Origin of the sequence: Gluconobacter kanchanaburiensis NBRC 103587, assembly GCF_007988905.1 — a bacterium.
Classification (GTDB): Bacteria; Pseudomonadota; Alphaproteobacteria; order Acetobacterales; family Acetobacteraceae; genus Gluconobacter; species Gluconobacter kanchanaburiensis.
This window is the reverse complement of record NZ_BJVA01000008.1, coordinates 1-21,434: the sequence shown is the minus strand read 5'-3', so window position 1 is coordinate 21,434 and position 21,434 is coordinate 1. Positions and strand designations below refer to the sequence as shown.

At 59.1% G+C, this 21,434-nt stretch carries 22 protein-coding genes; 7 read left to right on the top strand and 15 right to left on the bottom strand.

What is annotated here, in order from left to right; translation table 11 throughout:
• Nucleotide 1: 1 nt before the first annotated feature.
• Nucleotides 2-1,036, bottom strand: a complete 1,035-nt coding sequence (locus tag GKA01_RS07890) for an exodeoxyribonuclease VII large subunit (RefSeq protein WP_146861164.1) — start codon at nt 1,034-1,036, stop codon at nt 2-4.
• 93 nt (nt 1,037-1,129) lie between these two features.
• Between GKA01_RS07890 and GKA01_RS07885 the strand changes: the two genes are divergently transcribed.
• Nucleotides 1,130-1,528 carry a DUF4186 domain-containing protein gene (locus tag GKA01_RS07885; protein ID WP_146861161.1) on the top strand — a complete coding sequence of 133 codons (399 nt, stop codon included), beginning with the start codon at nt 1,130-1,132 and terminating at the stop codon, nt 1,526-1,528.
• Nucleotides 1,529-1,532: 4 nt separating this feature from the next.
• Here the strand turns inward: GKA01_RS07885 and GKA01_RS07880 are convergent, their stop codons facing one another.
• Entirely contained in the window at nt 1,533-2,831 is a 1,299-nt protein-coding gene (locus tag GKA01_RS07880; RefSeq protein WP_146861158.1) for an amino acid permease, read from the bottom strand.
• A 49-nt stretch (nt 2,832-2,880) separates the two neighbouring features.
• Nucleotides 2,881-3,342 (bottom strand): Lrp/AsnC family transcriptional regulator, encoded by a 462-nt coding sequence (locus tag GKA01_RS07875; protein ID WP_146861155.1) that lies wholly within the window; start codon nt 3,340-3,342, stop codon nt 2,881-2,883.
• A 123-nt stretch (nt 3,343-3,465) separates the two neighbouring features.
• On the opposite strand from GKA01_RS07875, the gene GKA01_RS07870 reads away from it, so the two are divergent.
• On the top strand, nt 3,466-4,938 hold the full coding sequence (locus GKA01_RS07870) for an aminotransferase class V-fold PLP-dependent enzyme (protein ID WP_146861152.1): 1,473 nt from the start codon (nt 3,466-3,468) through the stop codon (nt 4,936-4,938).
• A 57-nt stretch (nt 4,939-4,995) separates the two neighbouring features.
• Nucleotides 4,996-5,760 carry a hypothetical protein gene (locus tag GKA01_RS07865; RefSeq protein WP_146861149.1) on the top strand — a complete coding sequence of 255 codons (765 nt, stop codon included), beginning with the start codon at nt 4,996-4,998 and terminating at the stop codon, nt 5,758-5,760.
• Here the strand turns inward: GKA01_RS07865 and GKA01_RS07860 are convergent.
• Complete coding sequence (locus GKA01_RS07860) at nt 5,748-6,638, bottom strand: transporter (RefSeq protein ID WP_146861146.1); 891 nt, start codon at nt 6,636-6,638, stop codon at nt 5,748-5,750. The two genes, GKA01_RS07865 and GKA01_RS07860, sit on opposite strands and share 13 nt — an antisense overlap.
• Nucleotides 6,639-6,714: 76 nt before the next feature.
• Nucleotides 6,715-9,186, bottom strand: a complete 2,472-nt coding sequence (locus GKA01_RS07855; protein ID WP_146861144.1) for a membrane-bound PQQ-dependent dehydrogenase, glucose/quinate/shikimate family — start codon at nt 9,184-9,186, stop codon at nt 6,715-6,717.
• A 430-nt stretch (nt 9,187-9,616) separates the two neighbouring features.
• On the opposite strand from GKA01_RS07855, the gene GKA01_RS07850 reads away from it, so the two are divergent.
• A complete protein-coding gene (locus tag GKA01_RS07850) occupies nt 9,617-10,522 on the top strand; it encodes a helix-turn-helix domain-containing protein (protein WP_146861141.1) in 906 nt (301 codons plus the stop codon).
• On the opposite strand, the gene GKA01_RS07845 is transcribed toward GKA01_RS07850, so the two are convergent.
• Entirely contained in the window at nt 10,497-10,877 is a 381-nt protein-coding gene (locus tag GKA01_RS07845; RefSeq protein ID WP_146861138.1) for an ArsC family reductase, read from the bottom strand. The two genes, GKA01_RS07850 and GKA01_RS07845, sit on opposite strands and share 26 nt — an antisense overlap.
• Before the next feature lie 248 nt (nt 10,878-11,125).
• Between GKA01_RS07845 and GKA01_RS07840 the strand changes: the two genes are divergently transcribed.
• On the top strand, nt 11,126-11,374 hold the full coding sequence (locus tag GKA01_RS07840; RefSeq protein WP_194265871.1) for a hypothetical protein: 249 nt from the start codon (nt 11,126-11,128) through the stop codon (nt 11,372-11,374).
• 160 nt (nt 11,375-11,534) lie between these two features.
• Here the strand turns inward: GKA01_RS07840 and GKA01_RS07835 are convergent, their stop codons facing one another.
• Nucleotides 11,535-12,266, bottom strand: a complete 732-nt coding sequence (locus GKA01_RS07835; protein ID WP_146861135.1) for an SDR family NAD(P)-dependent oxidoreductase — start codon at nt 12,264-12,266, stop codon at nt 11,535-11,537.
• Between the two features lie 136 nt (nt 12,267-12,402).
• Between GKA01_RS07835 and GKA01_RS07830 the strand changes: the two genes are divergently transcribed.
• The gene (locus tag GKA01_RS07830; RefSeq protein WP_146861405.1) at nt 12,403-14,082 is read left to right on the top strand and encodes a SulP family inorganic anion transporter; all 1,680 of its coding nucleotides are present in this window, start codon (nt 12,403-12,405) and stop codon (nt 14,080-14,082) included.
• Here the strand turns inward: GKA01_RS07830 and GKA01_RS07825 are convergent.
• The 7 genes from GKA01_RS07825 to GKA01_RS07795 all read right to left on the bottom strand — a co-directional run bounded on the left by GKA01_RS07825 (nt 14,069) and on the right by GKA01_RS07795 (nt 19,610).
• Nucleotides 14,069-14,419 (bottom strand): zinc ribbon domain-containing protein YjdM, encoded by a 351-nt coding sequence (locus GKA01_RS07825; RefSeq protein WP_146861132.1) that lies wholly within the window; start codon nt 14,417-14,419, stop codon nt 14,069-14,071. The genes GKA01_RS07830 and GKA01_RS07825 overlap by 14 nt on opposite strands.
• Nucleotides 14,420-14,603: 184 nt before the next feature.
• A complete protein-coding gene (locus tag GKA01_RS07820) occupies nt 14,604-15,434 on the bottom strand; it encodes an energy transducer TonB (protein WP_146861129.1) in 831 nt (276 codons plus the stop codon).
• The gene (gene exbD / locus GKA01_RS07815) at nt 15,434-15,883 is read right to left on the bottom strand and encodes a TonB system transport protein ExbD (RefSeq protein ID WP_146861126.1); all 450 of its coding nucleotides are present in this window, start codon (nt 15,881-15,883) and stop codon (nt 15,434-15,436) included. The genes GKA01_RS07820 and exbD overlap by 1 nt, the downstream gene beginning before the upstream one ends.
• A gap of 6 nt (nt 15,884-15,889) precedes the next feature.
• Complete coding sequence (exbB, locus tag GKA01_RS07810; RefSeq protein WP_146861123.1) at nt 15,890-16,615, bottom strand: tonB-system energizer ExbB; 726 nt, start codon at nt 16,613-16,615, stop codon at nt 15,890-15,892.
• A 167-nt stretch (nt 16,616-16,782) separates the two neighbouring features.
• The gene (locus GKA01_RS07805; RefSeq protein WP_194265872.1) at nt 16,783-17,355 is read right to left on the bottom strand and encodes a DUF4405 domain-containing protein; all 573 of its coding nucleotides are present in this window, start codon (nt 17,353-17,355) and stop codon (nt 16,783-16,785) included.
• Nucleotides 17,356-17,459: 104 nt separating this feature from the next.
• Nucleotides 17,460-17,846, bottom strand: a complete 387-nt coding sequence (locus GKA01_RS07800; protein ID WP_194265873.1) for a hypothetical protein — start codon at nt 17,844-17,846, stop codon at nt 17,460-17,462.
• 402 nt (nt 17,847-18,248) lie between these two features.
• Nucleotides 18,249-19,610, bottom strand: a complete 1,362-nt coding sequence (locus GKA01_RS07795; RefSeq protein WP_146861120.1) for an autotransporter strand-loop-strand O-heptosyltransferase — start codon at nt 19,608-19,610, stop codon at nt 18,249-18,251.
• A 288-nt stretch (nt 19,611-19,898) separates the two neighbouring features.
• On the opposite strand from GKA01_RS07795, the gene GKA01_RS07790 reads away from it, so the two are divergent.
• Nucleotides 19,899-20,159 carry a hypothetical protein gene (locus GKA01_RS07790; protein ID WP_146861117.1) on the top strand — a complete coding sequence of 87 codons (261 nt, stop codon included), beginning with the start codon at nt 19,899-19,901 and terminating at the stop codon, nt 20,157-20,159.
• Nucleotides 20,160-20,186: 27 nt separating this feature from the next.
• Here the strand turns inward: GKA01_RS07790 and GKA01_RS07785 are convergent, their stop codons facing one another.
• Complete coding sequence (locus tag GKA01_RS07785) at nt 20,187-20,945, bottom strand: NAD kinase (RefSeq protein WP_146861114.1); 759 nt, start codon at nt 20,943-20,945, stop codon at nt 20,187-20,189.
• Nucleotides 20,946-21,434 lie beyond the last annotated feature (489 nt).

Genomic DNA, 21,434 nt, shown 5'->3' with positions numbered 1-21,434 from the left:
CTCAGAATAGCTTCGGCAGGAGCAAGCCGAAGGCGAGACCGATCGCCAACAGAATCAACCCGTTGCGCAGACGTCCCCCGATTGGCATGCGCTCCGGTGCGACGTTGAGCGCCACACTGTCCCGGAGCGCGGTCATTTCTTCCTGCTGCGCCCGGGCTTCCTCCTGTTCCTGCCACACCCGGCCACTCATGCGTCGAATGTAATGCCCGGCATCTGCCGGGGTCGTTGCTGCATGATCCACGACGCGTTCGGCCAGCGTCCGGTTGGCCGTATGCCCTACCCCCAGAACGCGATGCGCCGGGCAGACGGCGAGCGCCTCCATCACCGTAGGATTTTCAAACACCACGAAATCCGAGGCATCACCGCCGCCGCGTATCAGAACGATAATGTCTTCCCGACAGGTCCCGATCGCTTCCGCCAGTCGTCCTGGATCGTTCATGGCGGCGGGCAGGCTTCGCACACGCTCGGGACGCCAGGCGCCCCCCAGAGCCTGAAGAAAATCCTCCGCCACAAGCGTACTGGACGCGGCGGAATGGATCAGCAGGAGCCGGGCATCCGGGCGCGTGGGATAGGGATGAAACGCGCAGGGCAATCCTCGCAGCGTGTCCAGAATGGAACGCTCCACCCTTTCGACCTTCTGGCGACCCGGATCATGCAGTTCCACCGCGACCACTTCGAACCGCAGGACGACCTGCCCGCGATACTGCCGTGCCCGCAACATTCCCGTGACGTGGACATGATCGCCCGGCCCGACCTCCGCCCGTGTCAGAACGTCTTTCTTAACTTCAAGGGACAGGGTTGTGCCGAACTGCGGATCGACGAGAGGAAGCTGGTAGTATTTCGGGTAATTATTAGACGCGGCGTCCCCAAGCTGACCCGCGACGACCAGCGGGAAGCCCCATTCGTCGAAAGCCGCACAGATTTCTTCCAGCCGGGCAGAAAAAAGATCCTGCACCTGAAGCGGAGAGAGAGCCGTCAGTGTCGTTGTATCTCCCGCCGCGGAAGATGAGCGGGAGCGTCTCGGAAAAGCGTCCATCCGTCACCATATGGAGAAAGAACAAATGTTCTTACAGGGGGTCACGGCCTTCTCACGCGGATTTTTGTCTGTTTTTCAGAAGGTTGTGGGCCGGTGAACCGATTTGATCCCGCTGAACTGTTCGAACGCCTCTCCCGCTCGCGCTTCAGGGCACGATTTCATCTGGACGATCAGGCGCGACTCTATCTTGAAAGCCGGGGGCTGGATGCCGTCATAGAGCATGGCGCGACCTTCATCGCAGAGCGTCTTGCCCCCGCCCACCCGCCACAGGACGGCAAACAGACGCCCATGCGTGGCCATCCTGTCTTCATTGCCCAACATGCAACTGGCTCATGTTGCCGGACTTGCCTGTCCAAATGGCACAGTATGGCGCCCGGACAAGCACTAACGGCGGAGCAGCAGGCACGGATCCTGCTCGTACTGCGACACTGGATCGAGCGGGACTTTGGAGGGTCCGTGCCCAAAAGCCCGGCGCAGGGCGCTCTTTTCTAAAGGTTCAGTTTGGCTGGCGACGTGGCACGAACCGCTCTGCTATGAAGATCAGCAGCAGGGCAAACGCCCCCAGCACGATCTGCGAGCGCGTCTCAGGCTGGATCAGCATGGCGACCAGCGTACAGCCGATCAAAGCAAGCGCGGCATAGGCCTTCCAAGGGGTTTCCGGCACAAGTTTCAGCCGTCCCGCCACGATCATGGTGTTGTTAAACACCATGAACCCGCCCGTCAGACTGACCAGAAGACCAAAAATCAGTGTGGGAGAAAACACGGCCACGGCAGCGACCAGAATGGACGCCAGCGCACTGACCAGAATGGCGCGGCGGGGGAGTTTCGTGGCTGTATCCACCGTCAGGAACAGTCCCGGTGCAGAGCCGGATTCCGCCAGTTCGTACAGAATGCGGGACGTCACATAAATCCCGGAGTTGAGGCTGGAGAGCGCCGCCGTCATGACGACGAGCGCCAGCGCCACATCCGCGAATGGAACATGCACCCGATGCAGCACCAGCAGGAATGGCGAATATCCCGGGACTACATCGCTCCATGGCACCAGGCACAGAACGAGCGCAATGGACACGATATAGAACCCACCGATCCGCAGCGCGATGGAGCGCGTAGCACGGACGATATTCTGTTCGGTGTTGTCGGATTCAACGGCCGCAACGGTGGAAATCTCACTGCCGCCCATGGAGAACAGGATCGTCGGGATCACAGCCAGAAGCGCCAGCCAGCCATGCGGCAACAGGCCGCCATGCGCGAACAGATTTTCATGGACCGGAACAGGATGGCTCAACAACGCCCAGAGGCCGATCCCGATAAAGCAGACGATCGCCAGAACCTTGATGGCCGAGAACCAGTATTCGAATTCCCCGTATCCTTTGACGGACATGAGGTTCACCCCGGTCATCACCGCCATGATCAGGATTTCCAGCACCGCGTAGGGCAGCGGAATATAGGGGGCGAGCATCGTCGCCACCGCGATGACCTCCACGGCGATCGCGATGATCCATGTCAGCCAGTATGCCCAGCCCGCGACGAAGGCCGCGCGGTTTCCGAGCGCATACTGGATCTGGCCCAGAAACGAAGCCCGTCCCGGCACTTTCAGCGCCAGATCGCGCATCATCAGATTGACCAGAAACACCAGCGTGCCGGCCAGAGCATAGGACAGCAGCACCGCCGGCCCACCCAGCGAGAGCGCCGCGGACGCCCCGATGAAATATCCCGCCCCGATCACGCCGCCGAGGGCGATCATGACGACATGGCGCGTACGCAGACTGTGGGCAAGCTGGTCGGGCTGGCTCATGGACAAGGGGTTCCTGCTGTGGACGGGACGGTGTTGCTGGCCGGACGCTTCAGACCGGAAGATCCCTGTTATCCGCCAGGGTTTCCATGGTGATGTACGAGGTGATGGCATCAAGCTCCACCTTGCTGATGATCTGCTGATAAACACGATCGAAATCGTTCATGTCGCAGGCCACCACCTTCAGAAGATAATCGTATTCGCCCGCGATCCGATAAAAATCAACTATGTTCGGGATCGAACCGACCACCTTGCGGAATGTCTCGAACCATTCGCGCGAGTGATGTCGCGTCCGCATCAACACGAACACCGTCAGGGTCAGATCCAGCGCAGCGGCATTGAGCCGCACGGTATCATGGGCGATCACCCCGTCCTCGCGCAGGGCATTGAGCCGCCGCCAACAGGCATTCTGCGACAGCCCGACTTTCTCGGCGAGTTCGCGCTGCGAGGGGGTGCCCTGCTTTTGCAGGATTCTCAGGATTGCCCTGTCCGTCTGATCGAGTTTTCTGGCCATTACGCATCATATGACCACAAAAAGGATTTTTCATCCTTAAAAAAGAAGCGGTTTTTACTCTTTCCGTCGGTCTATCGTTCTCTCGTCACGCAGGGCTATTACGGACGGGGAAAACATCGCGCCATGGAAACGATCGGCAATCTCGAGGACAGCACCGCCATTCTTGAGCAGTTCGAGGAAACGCTGCGCAACAACGGGCTGGCCGCGCTTGGGCGGGGCGTGATCGGTGATGGTGCGAAGTTTTCAACGCCGTTCGGGACGCAATCCCTGCTTTATGCCGATTACGTTGCCTCAGGTCGCGCGCTGAAGCAGATCGAAACGTTCATCATGGACGAGATTTTGCCGTTTTATGCCAACAGTCATACCGAAGCCTCGTTCTGCGGCGCCTACATGACGCGGCTGCGCAACAGCGCGCGCGCCACGATCGCGGGGATCTGTCACGCGCCCTCCCCTGACTTCACGACCATTTTCGTGGGCAACGGCGCCACGGCCGGCCTGAACCGCCTCGTACATCTTCTGGACATTCCGGCCCTGTGCGCGGCCGATGAGCGTCCGATCGTTTTCATCGGCCCTTACGAGCATCACTCCAACATCCTGCCCTGGCGCGAAAGTGGCGCGGAAATCGTCGAGATCCCCGAAGCCCCCGCGGGTGGCCCCGACCTGTGGGTTCTGGAGCAGGCTCTGCAATCCTGCCCGGCGGAGCGACTGAGGATCGGCTCTTTCTCGGCCGCATCCAACGTCACGGGCATCCTGACGGACGTGAATGCCGTGACGGCACTTCTCAAGCGTCATGGTGCGCTGTCCATCTGGGATTATGCCGGGGCCGGTCCTTACTGCCCGATCGACATGCAGCCCGGAACGTCCTTTGAAAAGGACGCGGTGGTCGTTTCCTGCCACAAGTTCATTGGCGGTCCGGCGGCGTCGGGCATCCTGATCGTGCGCAATGCAGCGATCACCCGCACGCGCCCCGTCCTGCCGGGCGGCGGGACCGTCCGCTTCGTGTCGCCCTGGAACCACGACTACACCGCGAGCCTTGCCGCCCGCGAGGAAAGCGGCACGCCGAACGTGATCGGCGACATCCGGGCGGCTCTGGCATTCATCGTCAAGGACGTCATCGGAGACGCCTACATGGCGCAGCGCAACGCCGAACTGCGCGAGCGTGCCATGACAGCCTGGGCCAGCAATCCCGCCATCGAAATTCTGGGGCACCCGACCGCAGCGGCCCTCCCGATCTTCTCGTTCCGGGTGCGCGACGTGAAGAATGGCGGCTTCATTCATCAACAGCTTTTCACCCGCATGCTGTCGGACCGCTATGGTATTCAGGTCCGTGGGGGCTGTGCCTGTGCAGGCCCGTACGCTCATCGACTGCTTGGGATTGATGAAGACGAATCAGGGCTGATCCGCGGAGCCATTCTGTCCGGGCAGGAAATCGAGAAGCCGGGCTGGACGCGCCTGAATTTCAGCGTGCTGATGGAGGACGCCAAAGTTCAGCGTATCCTTGATGCCGTCAGCGAACTTGCCAGCAATCCGTGCGAGACGGCAGCGCATTACGACTGCGACATCACCACGGCGCGCTTCCGCCCGAAAGCCGCTTGAAATCATCTTCCGCTCCGTCCAGGGTCTTTATTACGGGACCGTGATAGAGAAAGCGCCATGAGACGACAGACAGGGATCTGGCTTGCAGGATGTCTTTTGTCGCTGACGGGATGTGCCGGAACGGGCCCTCTGAAGCCGGTGCATGGTCGTCAGTTTTCAGCTTATACGCTTGAAGTGGGATGGACACCCTCTCTCAAACGGACTGGAAGCACAAGCAGCACCGAAACCCTGTCACCCCCGGCCCGGACCCTCTATCTCTGGGCTTTCAGGGGGTCGATCCCGAAGGATCTGCAAAAGGCCGGTCTGTCTGCGGATGACTGGCGCGAGCGGGGATGCCGCGCCTATGGACCAGTCCACTTTCCCCCTGTCGCCCTCTCACCGACCCTGCAACAGGCAATGCTTGACCTGACGCCAGGAGAGACTGTCAGAGGTCTGAGCTGGGATTACCAGATTCGAGCGGCCTGTCTGGGATTTCCGCAGGAGAGTTTCTTTCAGGAAGCCAGACAGACCTATGCCGCCTTCAGCAACAGTGCGGCAGGCACATTTCTGAGGGATCAGGCCGGCAGAATGGTCCATCGGGACGCCCTGCTCCATGAGCTTGCGGCCTCTTTGGGAACCACAGAAACCAATGCGATCCGTCTGCGCTGTGCAACCGATGCCGAAACGCGGGAAAGCCTGCTCGACAGGATTTATATCGGCATCCGTGCCCGACGGCTGGCCCGTTTTCCGGCACCCTCATCGCTCGCCGATGAAGCCCCTGCAAGCGACGCCTGTCCGGAAACATTTCTGATTCCGGAGCCTGCCAGAATCTACCAGAGATAGACAATCTTCATGTAATAGGCATTCGTTTCAGGCGTGTTGCGGCCCTCCACGGAATGGGAATAACGCGGCGTAATCGAGAAATGCGGTGTCACGTTGAACATTGCGCCGACACCGAGCGCCGTTTCCCTGCTGCTTGAATTCGCGACCCAGAGATTGGACGTGTTGTCGTGCATGCCGCCCGTGTTCTGCCAGTCGAGCGAGAAGAACGGCTCAACCATCTTTGTCGCTTTCCAACTAAAACGCAGATTCGTGTAGAAGACGTTCCCGGCCGAATAGCTGTGTTCGCCGTTGCGATGTTTTGTCGAACTCACGACGCTGCCAAGATCGCCATCGAAACTGAAATGCTTCCATTCATAATCGAAAATGATGCTCGACAGGTTCGCCCAGTAATGCATCGCCGTGGAATCCCGCGTCCCCGACGGCGTTTCCATAAACGTCTGGATACCGAGCGTACTATGCTTGTTAGGCTTGAACCAGGCTGCCGGTCCGACAATCGTCGTACCCAGCCCACCCCAGTTCTGCCCGTTGGCCAGCGCGAAGCTCTCGGACTGGATCAGCTCGAATGCGAAACCGACATGCGGGATAGCGTCGAAACTGCGGAAATGAACGTATTTGGTCATACCCGCCCAGGTGTGACTTCCACCCCTTGGCTGGCGGTTTCCGAGACTGTCATAAGTGTGGCCCGCCGCGTTGCCGTCACCGTACTGCACCAGCACGTTGAATGGCTTAAAATCCACCGGAAGATCGTATTCGTGCGGTCCAATGATGGCCAGTGGAATATCCGAGGCATGCGCGGCGAAGCCCGGAAAGAGAGCAACGGCAGGCAGGGAGGCCGCGAAGGCCCCAAGACGCACTCCGAGCGTGAATTTGCGACGCATAACGTGAATTTCCATCGAAATGAATGAGGGTGTGGAGCGTGCCCCCAGGGAACACGCTCCAGCCACGATCAAAGGATCAGCGCGCAGTCGCGCCCTGATCTCCGTCCAGAGAATAAGCGATAATATAATCACCGCTGCGGGTGCCAAGGCCCCCATGACCACCAGCGGCGATCACAACATACTGCTTCCCATCAATTTGATAGGACATCGGTGTTGCCTGTCCGCCAGCGGGCAGACGGTCCTGCCAGATGACCTTGCCGTTCGACATATCGAAACCGCGCAGGTAATCGTCGGCCGTCGCCCCCATGAAGGACACGCCGCCCTTCGTCAGAACGCTGCCGCCGATGTTGTACATCCCGGTCGGAAGCGGAAGATTGTTATGCGTCCGGAAAGGACCCGTGTCGCGCGTAGTGCCGACGGGGTGCTGCCAGACAATCTTCTTCGTCACCAGATCGATTGCCGTGATCGTTCCCCAGGCCGGCCCCTTGCAGGGGATCTGAAGCGGATTCAGCCACGGGCTGGTGTAGGCGATATAAGGCGTACCGTAATCAGGAGAGACGCTCAGCGCATCGCCCTTGGCTTCCGGCTTGTCACCCTGGCCGTTCCACTTCGGAAGAATGCCGGCATTTTCAGCCTTCTGACGGTGTTCCAGACGGATCCGGAACGGCAGGTAGCTCGCATTGGCGATCAGCAGTTTACGCTGCGGATCAATGGATGCGCCCTGCCAGTCCACCACGCCATAGAATGCGGGGTAGACGATCGTCGTCTTGCCAACATGCGGCGGCGTGAATTGACCGTCATAAGAAGACTGACGGAACTGGATGCGGCAGATCATCTGATCCAGCAGTGTCGCACCCCACATGTCGCTTTCCTTCAGATCCGGCGGCGTCAGTGACGGCAGACCAACAGCGAAAGGCTGCGTTGGCGTTACATGATCATCCGGAGCTACACCTGCGGTCGGAACCGGACGTTCCTCGACAGGATATCCCGGAACAGGCTTGCCGGTGCGACGGTCCAGAACGAAGAACTCACCGCGCTTCGTGCTCTGGATCAGAGCCGGAATGTTTTCACCATTCGGGCCGGGCAGATCAACCATGGACGGACCGATTGGAAGATCCATGTCCCACAGGTCATGATGAACGGTCTGGAAGGTCCAGCGACGCTCACCCGTCTCAATGTCGAGAGCAATCGTGGCGCTGGAGGTTGCGTCGTCAAACGGACGGCGCGAGCCACCCCAGTTATCCGGCGGAGAGTTGCCCGTCGGAATATACAGCAGGCCGAGATCCGGATCGGCCGTGTAAACGCCCCAGGCGTTCGGTGTGTCACGCGTCAGCTCGTCGTTCGGGCCGGGCTTCCAGTTTTCCGGATTATGACCGGCATCCCACGCCCATTCGATCTCGCCCGTGATCGGGTTGAACGCACGGATTGCGCCGGAAGGCTCGAAATTCGCCTGGTTGTCGAAGATCCAGCCGCCCAGAACTACGCGATCCTTCACTACCAGCGGCGGCGACGTCACGAAGTGAAAGCCATGCGGAACATGACCAAGATATTGGCGCAGGGAGATGAAGCCGTGCTCGCCGAAGTCTTCGCAGGGCTTGCCGGTTTCAGCATCGACAGCCAGCAGGCGCACGTCGCCAACCGGGGAGAAAATACGCTTCTGGCAAGCCTTGGAGCCATCAGGAGCCGTATAGTCGTCCGGTGCCTTATAGTAGGACACGCCACGGCAGGCCAGATAGACGTTCGCAGCCAGATCGGCGGCGGCAGGCTTTGGATCGAACTTCCACTTCACCTTACCAGTCTTGGCATCAAGCGCCATGACCCAGTTATGCGGCGTGCAGAGATAGAGCGTGTCATCAACCTTAATGGGGGTGACTTCAAGGTTGAACTCGTGGCCCTGATCAGGACCTGCGACAACACCTTCATCAGACTTCTGGACGTCACCCGTGCGGGTCACCCAGGCGCGCTTGAGATGGCTGACATTGGAGGGTGTGATCTGCGCCAGCGGGCTGTAGCGATCACCACCAACCGTACGGCCGTAAGCTGGCCAGTCGGCTGCCGACGTATTCTTGGCCGTCAGATCGGACTGTCCGCTGGCGGCCATACGATCCGCCGGCAGCGTGCCGTTGATGGAATAGGATGTGAAGCAGCTTGCAATGATCGCAACCATCGCAATAACGGCCGAGCCGAGCAGTTCGCGCTTGTCCGAAACCCAGCTCTCACTGGTCCGCCAAACCCACGGCAGCAGCATCCAGGCTGCGATGCCGACAAGCGTGAACAGACGGACTTCCAGACCCCAGATGTCGAAACCGACCTCGAAAATGGACCAGACGGTCGCCACGAGCAGCAGGGCCGCATACAGGCGTACAGCCAGAAGCGGGTTTCTGAAGCTGACGCCAGCAGCGGCGAGCATCACGAGGCCCAGAAGGGCATAAAACCACGAACCACCGAGAACGAGGAGATACCCTCCTCCTCCCAGCAGGAAAAGCCCGACAAGCGCGAGCAGGATAGAGGTTAATGGCGACATTACCCTCTGAAGTGAAGCAGACATGAGACCTCGTTCTTGTGAAAAACGGAAATCACTTTCTTTGAAATGATTTGTCTTTCCTGATCATCGGCGGAACGCGATATCGTTTGCGTTCCGTCATGGCTGTGGTGGTCGGGACAGTCCTGTTCGCGCGTCGGGGACCTTATGAACCAGTGCTTGCAAAAACACCGGCATTGAGGCCTGTTTCCCGTCCGAACCACAGCACTGTACCGAGAAAGACGAGGAGCGCTGCGTTACCGATGGCCTGTAAGATTACATCCCCGACACGCAACTTTTCGTCCTTCCCGGAAACCGTCATTCCCCATTGTCCTCGCGCGGGGCTATCCCGCATCGTTGAACTCTCACCCGATTGTGACGGGCTGCGTCGCACCTGTCGCAGAACTGCGACAGGTTTTCGGCACCCGGTGTCTTATGCCGCAGTCGCGAGTGCGCGATGACGCTCTCCACGACGCGGACATGCCTCTCGGACTCCTGGGCACGCTGCTCCACGAATTATAATCTCGACCCGGCCGAACAATGGGAAACACAGGTTCTCAGCCAACCCGAACTGCGTTTTGTCAGCAGCCGGACGCAACGCCTGATCCAGAGCGCCGTACCTGAAATGCAACGCCTGCATACGCTTGTCGATCCGCTGGATTTCACGGTGCTTCTGGCGGACCCCACGGGAATTGTTCTCTCGCGCCACACCCAGCGGGGAAATCTGAGCGGATGCCGCCGATGGCGGTTTCAGGCCGGAGCAGTCTGGGATGAACGCAATGCGGGCACGAATGCCATCGGCACCTGCCTACGCGAGGAACGCCCGGTCATGGTCGTTCATGACCAGCACTGGCGTCTGTGTTTCCGAAAACTGACCGGGATGGCAGTGCCGGTCTACAATTCAATCGGAGAGCTTGCAGGCGCCCTCAACATCTGTTCTTTCACGGCGGAAAATGTTCTTCCCGCTGCATCGCTTCTGATGGATGCCCTTCAGACAACTGCGCGGCGTGTGGAGGAGAAACTGTTTCACGATCGCTTCGACAAGGACATGATTGTGTCGCTGGGGCCCTCGACCGCGTCTTCCGCGATGCTTGTCGCCATAGACAGGGACGGGCATGTCCGGGGCGCTACCCATGCCAGCCGTAAACATATGCACTGGCCTGAAGGCGAACTCACAGGACTTCCGGCGCTGCTCACCCTGCTTGATGCATGCGAGGAACCCAGCTTCCGCCGGGCGGAGGCTCAGGTGATCCGCTCGGCGCTTATAACCGTCCACGGAAATGTCAGCGCGGCGGCACGACTGCTGGGTGTGAGCCGCGCCACGCTGCACCGCAAGATCAGAGCGCTCGGTCTGGAGCGCTAGCCCCCGACAGCACCACAGCGTAGTCCTCCAGCCGGAATCCGACGAGAAGAACTCCCTGCCCTTCGAGAACCGGTCGGCGGATCATGGCGGGCTGTTCCAGCATGAGCGCCAGAGCACGCTGTTCATCAAGACCTTCTCGACGCTCGGGAGGCAGTTTGCGAAAGGTCGTGCCGGACCGGTTCAGTATTTTCTCCCAGCCGAACTTTTCCACCCAGGCCCTAAGACGCTCAGGGTCCACGCCTTCCTTGCGATAATCGTGGAAAACCACACTGATCTCATGCTCACGCAGCCACGTCCGCGCCTTGCGCATCGTATCGCAGTTCGCAAGCCCGTAAATCGTTAGCGACGCTGTCATTCGGTCTGTTCCCAATCGCAAAAAGGCGGTTTTTCAAGGCTCGAAAGACCCCATAAAATCATGGAACGCCCGGTTCGACAAACCCGCTGGCACACCACCGTCGACGATCTTTCCCGTCATATTTTGTTGGAAGCACAAAATCTAAATTATTAATTCTTCCCATAATATATAGTAAATAATGTATTGGTCTCAACACTGTAGAATACGTTCCACAATGTGAACAAATAGTTCCCAGCGGCGCGGTGCCGATGCTCTCCACCAAGTCGCTGTTCCACCGCGTCAGGCCGTATCTGTCGTTTGAATACCTGCACGCCACGATGGACAACAACCTGCCCATCGCAGCCGATAACGGTTCGATCGACTTTCTGAGGACCGAAGGCCGCACGCCTATCATAATGCCGAAGTTCATGGGCAGCGTCGGCCTGACCTATACGGCAGGCCCGCTCTTCCTCAACACCAGCATTCGCTACACGGACAAACAATACTCAACATTCTGAATGATCAGGCGATGCCATCCTATTTCTCGAGCTCGTTGGCGCTTGGCTATCACCTGCCGACATTCTTCATGGCATAGACTCCCTTCTCGATGATGATTTCGCTGTCCCTCGGCTCCTGAAGAAACGACGGCTCCCTGCTGCGAGGGAGCCGTTTTCAGTCTCAAGCGACGAGACCGCCATCCACCAGAATGGAGGCACCCGTGATGTAAGACGCATCCGGGCTGGCCAGGAACGACACGGTGCGGGCAATGTCATTCACCTTGCCGTAGGATTCCGTTGCCGTGAACTTGCGGATGACCGCGGCGGCGGCACCATCTTCAGGGTTTAGATCCGTTGCGATCGGGCCGGGCTCGACAACATTCGCCGTGATACCCTGCGGTCCAAGATCCCGCGCTACGCCCTTCGCAAAGCCGATCAGACCGGCCTTCGTCGACGCGTATAGCGAGATACCGGGGAATGGCGCACGTTCGCCGAAAGCCGAGCCGATATAGATCAGGCGACCACCCGCCTTTATGTATTTCAGAGCTTCGACCGTCTCAACCATCGCGGCGCGCAGGTTGAGGTTCAGGACGTCCTCGATCTGCGCCACCGTCATCTGGTCAATAGGACCATAAGGATAGATGCCCGCATTGCACACCAGCGCATCCAGACGCCCGAACGCCTCATGCGTCTTCGTAATGGCGGCTATATTGCCGTCCGTGCTGCCGCCATCGGCCTGAACGGCGACGGCCTTGCGGCCCAGTGCCTCGACTTCTGACACGACTTTCTGCGCGGCCTTTTCGTTACGGGCATAGGTGATAGCGATATCGAAGCCATCCTGCGCCAGCTTCAACGCGATTGCCGCGCCGATGCCGCGTGATCCACCGGTAATAAGCGCCACTCTCTGGGTCATGATCCTGTTCCTTCTGGCTGTATGGACGGAAGAGCCGTCCTCCATCTGCCGGAGCATGAGCCATTTTCGAGCCTGACCCAACCTCCCGCGGAACATTGTGAAGACAGATCTGCGTCACGCGCTTAAAACAGATGCCATGTCGGAACAGCAGAAGCCCATCACCGGCCGGCCGAACTGGTCGGATATCGTCGCAGGTCTCTCCCTCGCTTCCGTCAATATTCCGCAGGTTCTGGGTTATACGCGGATTGCGGCCATGCCGGCAGTCACGGGACTTTATACGGTCCTGCTGCCGCTTATCGCATTCGGGGCCTTCGGATCATCGCGGCATCTGGTCGTGGCCGCTGACTCCGCGACGGCAGCCATTTTTTCAAGCGCCATCGGCAAAATGGCGCTCCCAGGCAGCGCGCATTACATTGCGCTCGTCAGCGCAACGGCGCTGCTCTGCGCGGTACTTCTCCTCGTGGCGCGTGTTTTCCGGCTGGGCTTTCTGGCGGATTTCCTCTCCCGGACCGTGCTGACTGGATTTCTGGCCGGGGTGGGCGTGCAGGTCTGTATCGCCATGCTGCATGATATGCTGGGCGTGTCCGTCAGCGCACATAATCCGCTGGTGCAGGCTTATGAGACCTTCCGGCACATTCCGCAGGGGAGTCTCATGGTCGCGGGCCTGTCGGCAGTGACGGTCGGGACCCTCATGGCCGGGCAACGCCTTGCGCCGCATCTGCCCGCAGGGCTCTGCGTGGTGATCGGAAGCATTATGCTGAGTATGGCGCTGAACCTGTCTCATCACGATGTCCCGACACTCGGGCATGTTGCGGGCGGCTTGCCACATTTCGGCCTGCCGGACGTTTCCTGGAACGAGCTTCTGGCCCTGCTGCCCGTCGCGGCATCCTGCGTGTTCGTCATCATTGCCCAAAGTGCTGCCACGTCCCGGGCGTTCGGGGAGCGGTTTCATGAAACCGTCGATGAAGACCGCGACCTTCTGGGCCTGTCGGCGGCCAATGTTGCCGCAGGGCTGAGCGGTACCTTCACCGTCAATGGCAGCCCGACACAGACCGCCATGGCCGTCCGCTCCGGTGCACGAACGCAGCTGGCACAGGCTACGTTTGCCTGCGTGACGCTTCTGGTGCTGCTGTTCCTGACACGCCCACTCGAAGCCCTGCCGCGCTGCGTGCTGGCCGGGATCGTCTTTACGGTCGCGGTTGGCATGATCGACCTGAAAAGCCTGCGCGCGATCCGGCAGGAAAGCCCCGGTGAGTTCTGGCTGGCTGTTACGACAGCTGCGGTCGTGGTGGGAGTGGGCGTCGAGGAAGGCATTTTCCTCGCCATCGCGCTCTCCCTGTTCCGCCACGTCCGGCACAGCTACGAACCGCATACACTGGTGCTGCAACAGTCTCCAACTGCCGGAGTTCTAGAAGCCCTGCCCGCAAAGAACGGACAGGAAAGTTCACCGGGGCTAATCGTCTTCCGCTTCTGCGCGGACCTGTTCTACGCCAATTCGACGCGCTTTCGTCAGGATCTGCTAGCGTTGGTGGACCACGCCCCACATCCGGTGCGATGCATAGTGCTGGATGCCAGTCCCGTCACCGATATCGACTATTCCGCCGCCGCGGACCTGCGGGATCTGATCGCGCAGTTACATCAACGCGACATCGCGTTGATTTTCGGCCGGGTAAGCGTCTTTCTTCGCGCGGACATGGATCGGCACCACATCACCTTGGCCCTCGGAGCAACCAATATCTATGCCGAACTGCACACGGCACTGAAAGCCGCCCACGATATTCTGGACGGCCCGCCCCCGTCCGTCAGGCTTTCCTGACGAACTCAGATTTCAGGTTCATCGCGCCGATCCCCGGGATCTTGCAGGCGATGTCATGCCCGTCGCCGCCGTCCGACAGACGGATGTTCTTCACCTTGGTGCCACCCTTGACGACAAGGGACGAACCCTTGACCTTCAGATCCTTGATGACTGTGATCGTGTCGCCATCTGCCAGCACATTGCCATTTGCGTCCCGGATTTCTCCAGACGTTCCGCCATTTTCTTCTGAGGTTTCAGCCGGATTCCACTCATGCGCGCATTCCGGGCACATCCAGAGCGCACCATCCGGATAAACATGTTCGCACCCGCAGACCGGGCATTTCAGATGACTGTCCATGATAACCCTGTTTTCGTTCGTGGCCGGACATTACCGCACAGGATACGATTTTCATAACCTGTTCGACAGACGCCTGCAGCACCCTACCGATCGACATGCAGGGAAAAATTATCAGCCGCAGAAAGCTCGTCACTCTCGAACTGGATGATATCGAAGTCTGAGGGGCGAGAGCATCCCCTACGGATCAGTGCTCCAGATAGAACTCGATAGGAACCGTCAGAGACAATGGATCGCCCTGCACGCTGTCTGGCGGGATCGGCAGGGGCTCAGCGCGTCGGATCAGTGCCAGTGTCTCCGCGTCCAACAGATCATAACCCGCGCTCCGGCTAAGGCTGGCGCTCAGTACATGGCCTTTGCGGTCCATCACGAAATGCAGAAGGGACGTTCCTTCCTGCCGGATAGACTGGGCCGCTGCGGGATAGCGCTTAAACCGCTCCAGTCGGGCCAGAAGCTCTCCCTGCCAGGTCACGGGATCATGGGAGGCTTGACTGGACGACGCGACTGAAGAGGCGCTCGGCCTGGCGGCCGGAGGCACATCGACGCTTCGCGGCGCAGTCGTTTTTTCCGCAGACGCGGCCTTCAGGGGCACGGGGGGCGCTGGACTGTGAAGTGACGGTTTGTGCGGCCTGACCTTCTGCGCCTTCGGCACAGGAACAGGCGGATTGGGTGCGGGGCTAGGAGGTGCCTCGACTTTCGGTGGATCGTCTGACTGCGGCTCTGTAGACGCCACGACTTGCTGCGGGCCCGGATCGCTATCCTGCTGCGGAACGGGAACCGGCGCGGGCGCAGGTGCGAGATCGATGCTGATCGCGGCAGGCGCGGGTTCCGCGAGCGGTGCCTGAGGAGGAACGGATATCAGCGCCCAGAACAGGACTACCCCTGTCAGCACGGTCACACCGAGACCTACCCCTCCCCACAGCCTCATGCTCCGGCGATCTTCCAGACGGCAGGACGCCTCATACCACCGCCTGAAAGACAGAGACGCCCCCTGCGGTGAGAAAAGACCATCCGACATCAGGGCGTCGCCCCGGTCGTCCGAGCCGGTATGTTCCCGCCTTGGAGCGTCACGAAGGCCACCTTCAGATATCCTGCGCTGCGCAGATGATCCATAACGTCCATCAACGTGCCGTAATCCACTGTTTTGTCAGCCCGCAGGAAAATGCGCTCGTCACGATTGCCTTTGGTCGCCGCGTTCAGCGCTTCCGTCAGTTGCGTGGCGGCCACGTCATTTTCGCCCAGAGACAGCGTATGGTCTGCCTTGACCGTCAGGAAAACGGGTTCATCCGGTCTGGGCGTCGGCTGCTGAGTGGACGACGGAAGCTCCACCGGCACGTTGACGGTTGTGAGGGGGGCCGTGACCATGAAGATCACGAGCAACACCAGCATGACGTCGATGAAGGGCGTGACGTTGATTTCATGTGCTTCAAGCACGGTGTCGTCCGCATGGCGGATCCGGATGGCCATGGAAAATTACTCTGCCGCGGCCAGCGTATCGCGACCGAAACTCAGCACCCTGCCGCCGCTGGTTCCGCGCGCCAGATCGCGAGAGACAAGACGCATCACGAGCGACGTAAGATCCGCGACACAGGCCCGGCACGCCGCCGTCTGACGGGCCAGATGATTGTAGATTACCACTGCCGGAATGGCCGCGACGAGACCAAGTGCTGTGGCCAGCAGAGCTTCGGCGATGCCGGGCGCCACAACCGCGAGACTGGTGGCGTGAGCCGCAGCGATCCCTGTGAAGGATGACATGATCCCCCAGACCGTGCCAAACAAGCCGACGAACGGAGACGTCGCTCCGATGGTCGCAAGAACGCCGGTCCCTCGCATTAACCTGCGCCCTTCAGCCGCTTCCAGCCGTTCAAGGTGCAGGACAATGCGTTCCTTGATGCCTTCACGGTCGCCCGGAATGTCCTGCGAACGCTGACGCTCGACTTCGGCCGCCACAACCATGGCATGCACGATCCCAGACCCCGAACCGGTGCGCGTCCACTCCTCGCCCATATCCAGCGTTTCGGCATCCTCCAGAGCGATTTCCGACTTCTTCAGCCGCGAGCGCAAATGCTGAAGTTCGATGGTTTTGGCAATGAAAATCGTCCAGGTGACGAGTGAGGCCATCGCGAGGATCGTCATAACGCCCCGCACAACCGGACCTGCGTTGAGAAACATCTGCCAGGGAGAGAAACTGAGCGACATCACGAAACCTACATGGGTTGAAACAATCCTGAATACACACAATAGTGAGACTAATTCTCATTATCAATGAATGATTGCACGATCCCGTATACCCTGTCGTGTCAGCACCGCAGGTCTTTAGGCCCGGTTCCACAGAACCGGGCCGACGTCTAAGGAATTCGCAAAGATTATTTTCCTTCAGAGGCTGTTCCGGCAGCCTGATGGTGCCCACGACCTGACCCATCACCCGGTTTGTGGTGGGAAGGCTGAAGCGCTGCGACGACAGCATCGTTGATGGGGCGGTTGGAGGCTTTCGCGATCTCTTCAAGAGTCTGGTCTGCCGTCTGAACCGTATAGCCCTGCCCTTGCAAACGCCCCACAAGTCCATCTCCGTCCGTGTGGATCAGGAGTGCAATCTGGGACAACGGGGCATGCTCGAGAACGGGCAGCGCTATTGAAGCCGTCTTTCTGTTGCCCGAATGACCACCGGGCCCCTGAAAAAAGAACGGAATACAGGCCATGAACGCAATGATCAGCGGCACAAACAATGTCTTCCGGCGCGCGTAGTTGACGAATGACGTCCAGTTCTTGATGACATGCAGCACAAAAGGCACAAGAAGCGCCATGCTGAGCCATTCATGAATGGGATGAAACGCCAATGGCGCCCAGTGGAAGAACAGCGCGACCCCTGTCACGCCAGAGACAATAAAGAACCCCGTCGTGAGCGGCGTTCCATAACGGTTCATAAATTTCTTGAACATCTGACTTTCCTGTGCCGGATCATGCCGAAAGCAGCGGAAGGTGGGAAAAAGCGTCCGGAAAACGGACACGGATCCGAAATCTGTTTCCATGAAACGAAACAGGCTCAAGACGCATGGGAAACATCCCGACCGTCCTCATAGATGTCACTGCGCGCCTGCTGGCTACGAATGCAGAACTGATCCCCATTCAGGCCACCATTGCCCGTGGACATCATGATGCCCGGAACATTATCCAGCGTGAACAGACGCTGCTGGACGATCAGCTCTTTTGGTACGACGCTGATGGTCTGAAGCATATCGCGGACCTCACGCGGCATCTGCCCGATATCAAAAGACGTGTTGTTGCTATTGCTGCTTTTAGCGTTGCCCTGTCCGTGAACACGCATATCCAGCAGCCGGCTCACACTATCTGTGGCCGTGGCATCCACACTATCCCGTGCTTCAGCGTCCCCGGTTTCCACAATACCGAATCCCGCACCAAGCGGCAGCAAGATGAGAGCCGACCATCTCTGCCCCTCTCCTTCGCGGCAACAGGACCTGAAAGGAGCTACAGATGACAGGGAGTGCAAAAAATCGTTCTCTGAAGGCATGCAACACCTGAACTTTCAAACGCTCCACAGAACGTCGAAAGGGCTTTCCCTGGGTTGACTTCAACCCGGCACGAAACAGCGGCAGGACACCAGTTGCAAAACCCGGTTCCTCCTCTGCATTCAGCTCGCGCGCACCGGAAAAGTCCTCGCGACATTCTGACTGGTGCCTCTTTGGTTCAGGTTAAATTAAAATGCAAATGGTTCTCATTTACAGAATTTTTCAATGGGGATACTGTTGCCACGCGAACACAGCGGCATCAGACCTGATCGGCCTTTTCTCCGCGCCGGGGCGCACCCGAAAACTCAGGTAGGAACGTAAGCAGGCCTGTCCGCGCCAGGTAGCGCGTAATCTCCCAGCAGTTTCTGAACGGTCCTGATCACCTGCTGGCTTGTGATGAGGCGGGTGCATTCGAACTGGCGCGGCGTACTGGCATGTCGTGGACACCACAGGAAATCCTTGTGATCGAACTGATGGGCCGCATCGTTCCAGCAGGAGTTGCAGGAATGCCAGTTAATGACGCGATAGGGCGTCGCGAACTCGTTATCGGGGTGGGTAAAGCCCGAAATCATTACGACCGGCGTTCTCGCAGCATGGGCAAGCCAGGCGAGACCACTCGACAGCCCCACAAAAAATGCAGCATGACGCAGCCACCGTGCGCGCTCGGACAGGGGCCGTACGCCCGTCTCGTCTTCCGCACCGTAGGGAATATGGTTCCAGACGATTCCCTGACCGTAGATCGGTTTGAGGTCGATACACACCACCCTGTAGCCACAGGATTTCAGGAAGGTGACGACATCACGCCATCCTCCTGGATTGTTCCAGTATTTGCACTGCGTACTGGCCTGTACAGCGATGCACACATACGGTTCTTCGATCGGACGCTCCCCATCATCCACATTCAGGGCAGGAGGTGTATCATCCCAGGGATCGATTCCGAGGATGTAGGATGCGGTCCGGTGCAGCCCGACATGGCGGAAATCGGTCGGCTGGCGGACATGCTCCTTGTCCGTGAAGAACAGGCCGAGCGCATAGGTCGCATAGAACTGTTCCGTAAACGCCTTGTCTTTCTGGGCTTCCCCCTGCACGACAAGCTTCATGGCCGGATCCGCGCCATCGACAAGCGGAAAAATCGCTTCGGAGACGGTCGCGGTAACGAGGGCACCGGTCTCCCGGGCAAAACGGGACACCGCTGGCAGCCAGGCCAGCGTGTCACCCAGCGTTCCGACCGGGATCTGGACGAAAACCTTGCGACCACGCAGATACATCACATGCTGCACGACATGGGTGACCGCGCCATCCGGAGCATGGAACCAGACATCCACGCCGAAAGGCACGAAATACTTTTTCGCTGAAGAAACCAGTCCGCCCGATACCTTGGTATCGAAAAGAATATTGCCCGTCTCCGCGTCCATAAGACGGACACGCCACTGTCCCTGCCCCTCCGCAAGGGCGGGAACCAGCACGCGCGCACCATCATTGAAATCGAACCGCACGCCATTCGGCGCCTCGACGGTCGGCACCTTCGAGGCCGGAAGATAGGGGGTCTTCGTATCCGGCGAAGCAGCAGCAGACGATACGACGGAAGAGGCAGATTCGGACGACAGAGCGACAGAGGAATTCCCGGCGGTTATGGAAACCTCCGATGTGCTTTCGGCCTGGGTCATCCTACGTCCTCTGCTGGTACGAAAATACGCCTCTGAAACGAGGTTAACCTATCCATTCCTGCCTAGTCGAGGGCGGGACACCAGAGGGACAGGCATAGACGTAATGAAGCCCTGTGGAAGTCAAAGATCAATGAAACCTCGTGAGAGACCCGTCCTGCTCTGATCAGGATCTTGAGCCCTGCGTCCCGGGACTGCCGCAATCATGCTGAACATGCCAGCGACGAAGCGCATCGGACGCGCCAGCATTTTTTTCCCATGACATCGAGGATGGCGCCCTGATGAAACCGTGTGCCGTCCATGGTCACGACGAAAGACAGCAGTCAGAACAGTTCCTCCGGCAGCGGACAGGGCCAGAGCACGACCGGTCAGTCCCGGCAGGATGACGGTATCGCCGATAATCCCCTTCCCGGCGGCTGGGCAACACCGAAGACGGACAGGCCGGCCGCGAAACTGACCGAAGACCTGAGGGAGGCCCTGCCGCGGACCGTGACACTACGCAAGACGCTCGATGCGATCCCCAGCGCCGCATCCTTCATACCATGGAGCTGAAAGACTGAAGACCGAAAACCGCGCCGCTCAAGCGATAAACTGTTCGGCGATGATCCGCTCCGACAGGCCATGGCCGGGATCGAACAGGATTGTTGCCTTGCGGTCGCGGTCTTCCCTCACGACAACCTCGACCACATCGCGGAACTCGGTGAAATCGGCCACGGCGGCAGTCGCCCTTTTCTCCGTATCCAGCAAAGTGAGTTTCACAACCGCCGTCGAAGGCAGCAGCGCGCCCCGCCAGCGGCGCGGACGGAAGGGCGAGATCGGGGTCAACGGAAGAAGATTGGCGCTCAGCGGCACAATGGGGCCATGCGCCGACAGATTATAAGCCGTCGATCCCGCCGGAGTGGACACGATGATCCCGTCGCAGATCAGTTCCTCAAGGCGCGTCTGGCCATCGATGTCGATCCGGATCCGGGAGGTCTGACGTGTCTGGCGGAACAGAAAAACGTCATTGAAAGCCAAAGCCGTGCGGACTTCGCCGCTTTTCGTCACAGCCGTCATATGCAGGGGATGAAGGACCGAAGGCTGGGCCTGTTCCAGACGGAGCAGAAGTTCACCCTCATCCGCGGCATTCATGAGGAAGCCGACAGTTCCGTAATTCATTCCGTAAATGGCGATGCTGCTGTCCAGAACCTTGTGCAGCGCCTCCAGCATGAAACCATCGCCTCCCAGACAGACGACAACGTCAGCCCTGTGCAGGGGAACGTTGCCGTATTTCTGGGAAAGCTGTGTCAGGGCCGTCTGGGGAGCGTCCGCTGAAGACGCCACGAAATGGATTTTCATATCCGGGACATTAGCTCATTCTGGGAAAAATGCGCCCTGTTCGCAGGCTCTAAAAAGAATTTTCATTCCAGCACATTCCCACAACCGGTCACGACAGGCTCTCTCCCGAACCCCTGCCCCGCTGAAACGGCTCGGCTACAGATCATGCCATCCTGCCCCTGAGATCCCCTGCTGCCCGAACACAGACCATAGTCATGTCCCTCGCGTAAAGACGGATTCTGATAGAGATAGGGATGCTGCTAGGGATCGCGCGGAATTTTTCCATTTTTGACGTAAGGGCCATTCCAGCGATCCGCGCCAGATGACGACTTGCGGCACAAGAGTAACGTCTTACGATAGGTCCGGGGAAACTCACCGTGAAGGTCTGGCAAAGGTTTGTTCCGAGACAGAAACGTCATAGGCGTGGCGCCACGACATATCTGCCCCATAAGGCTTCCTTCCACTCTCGTGAAAATATCACGCCATCAAACCACGGGACTAAACACCTGG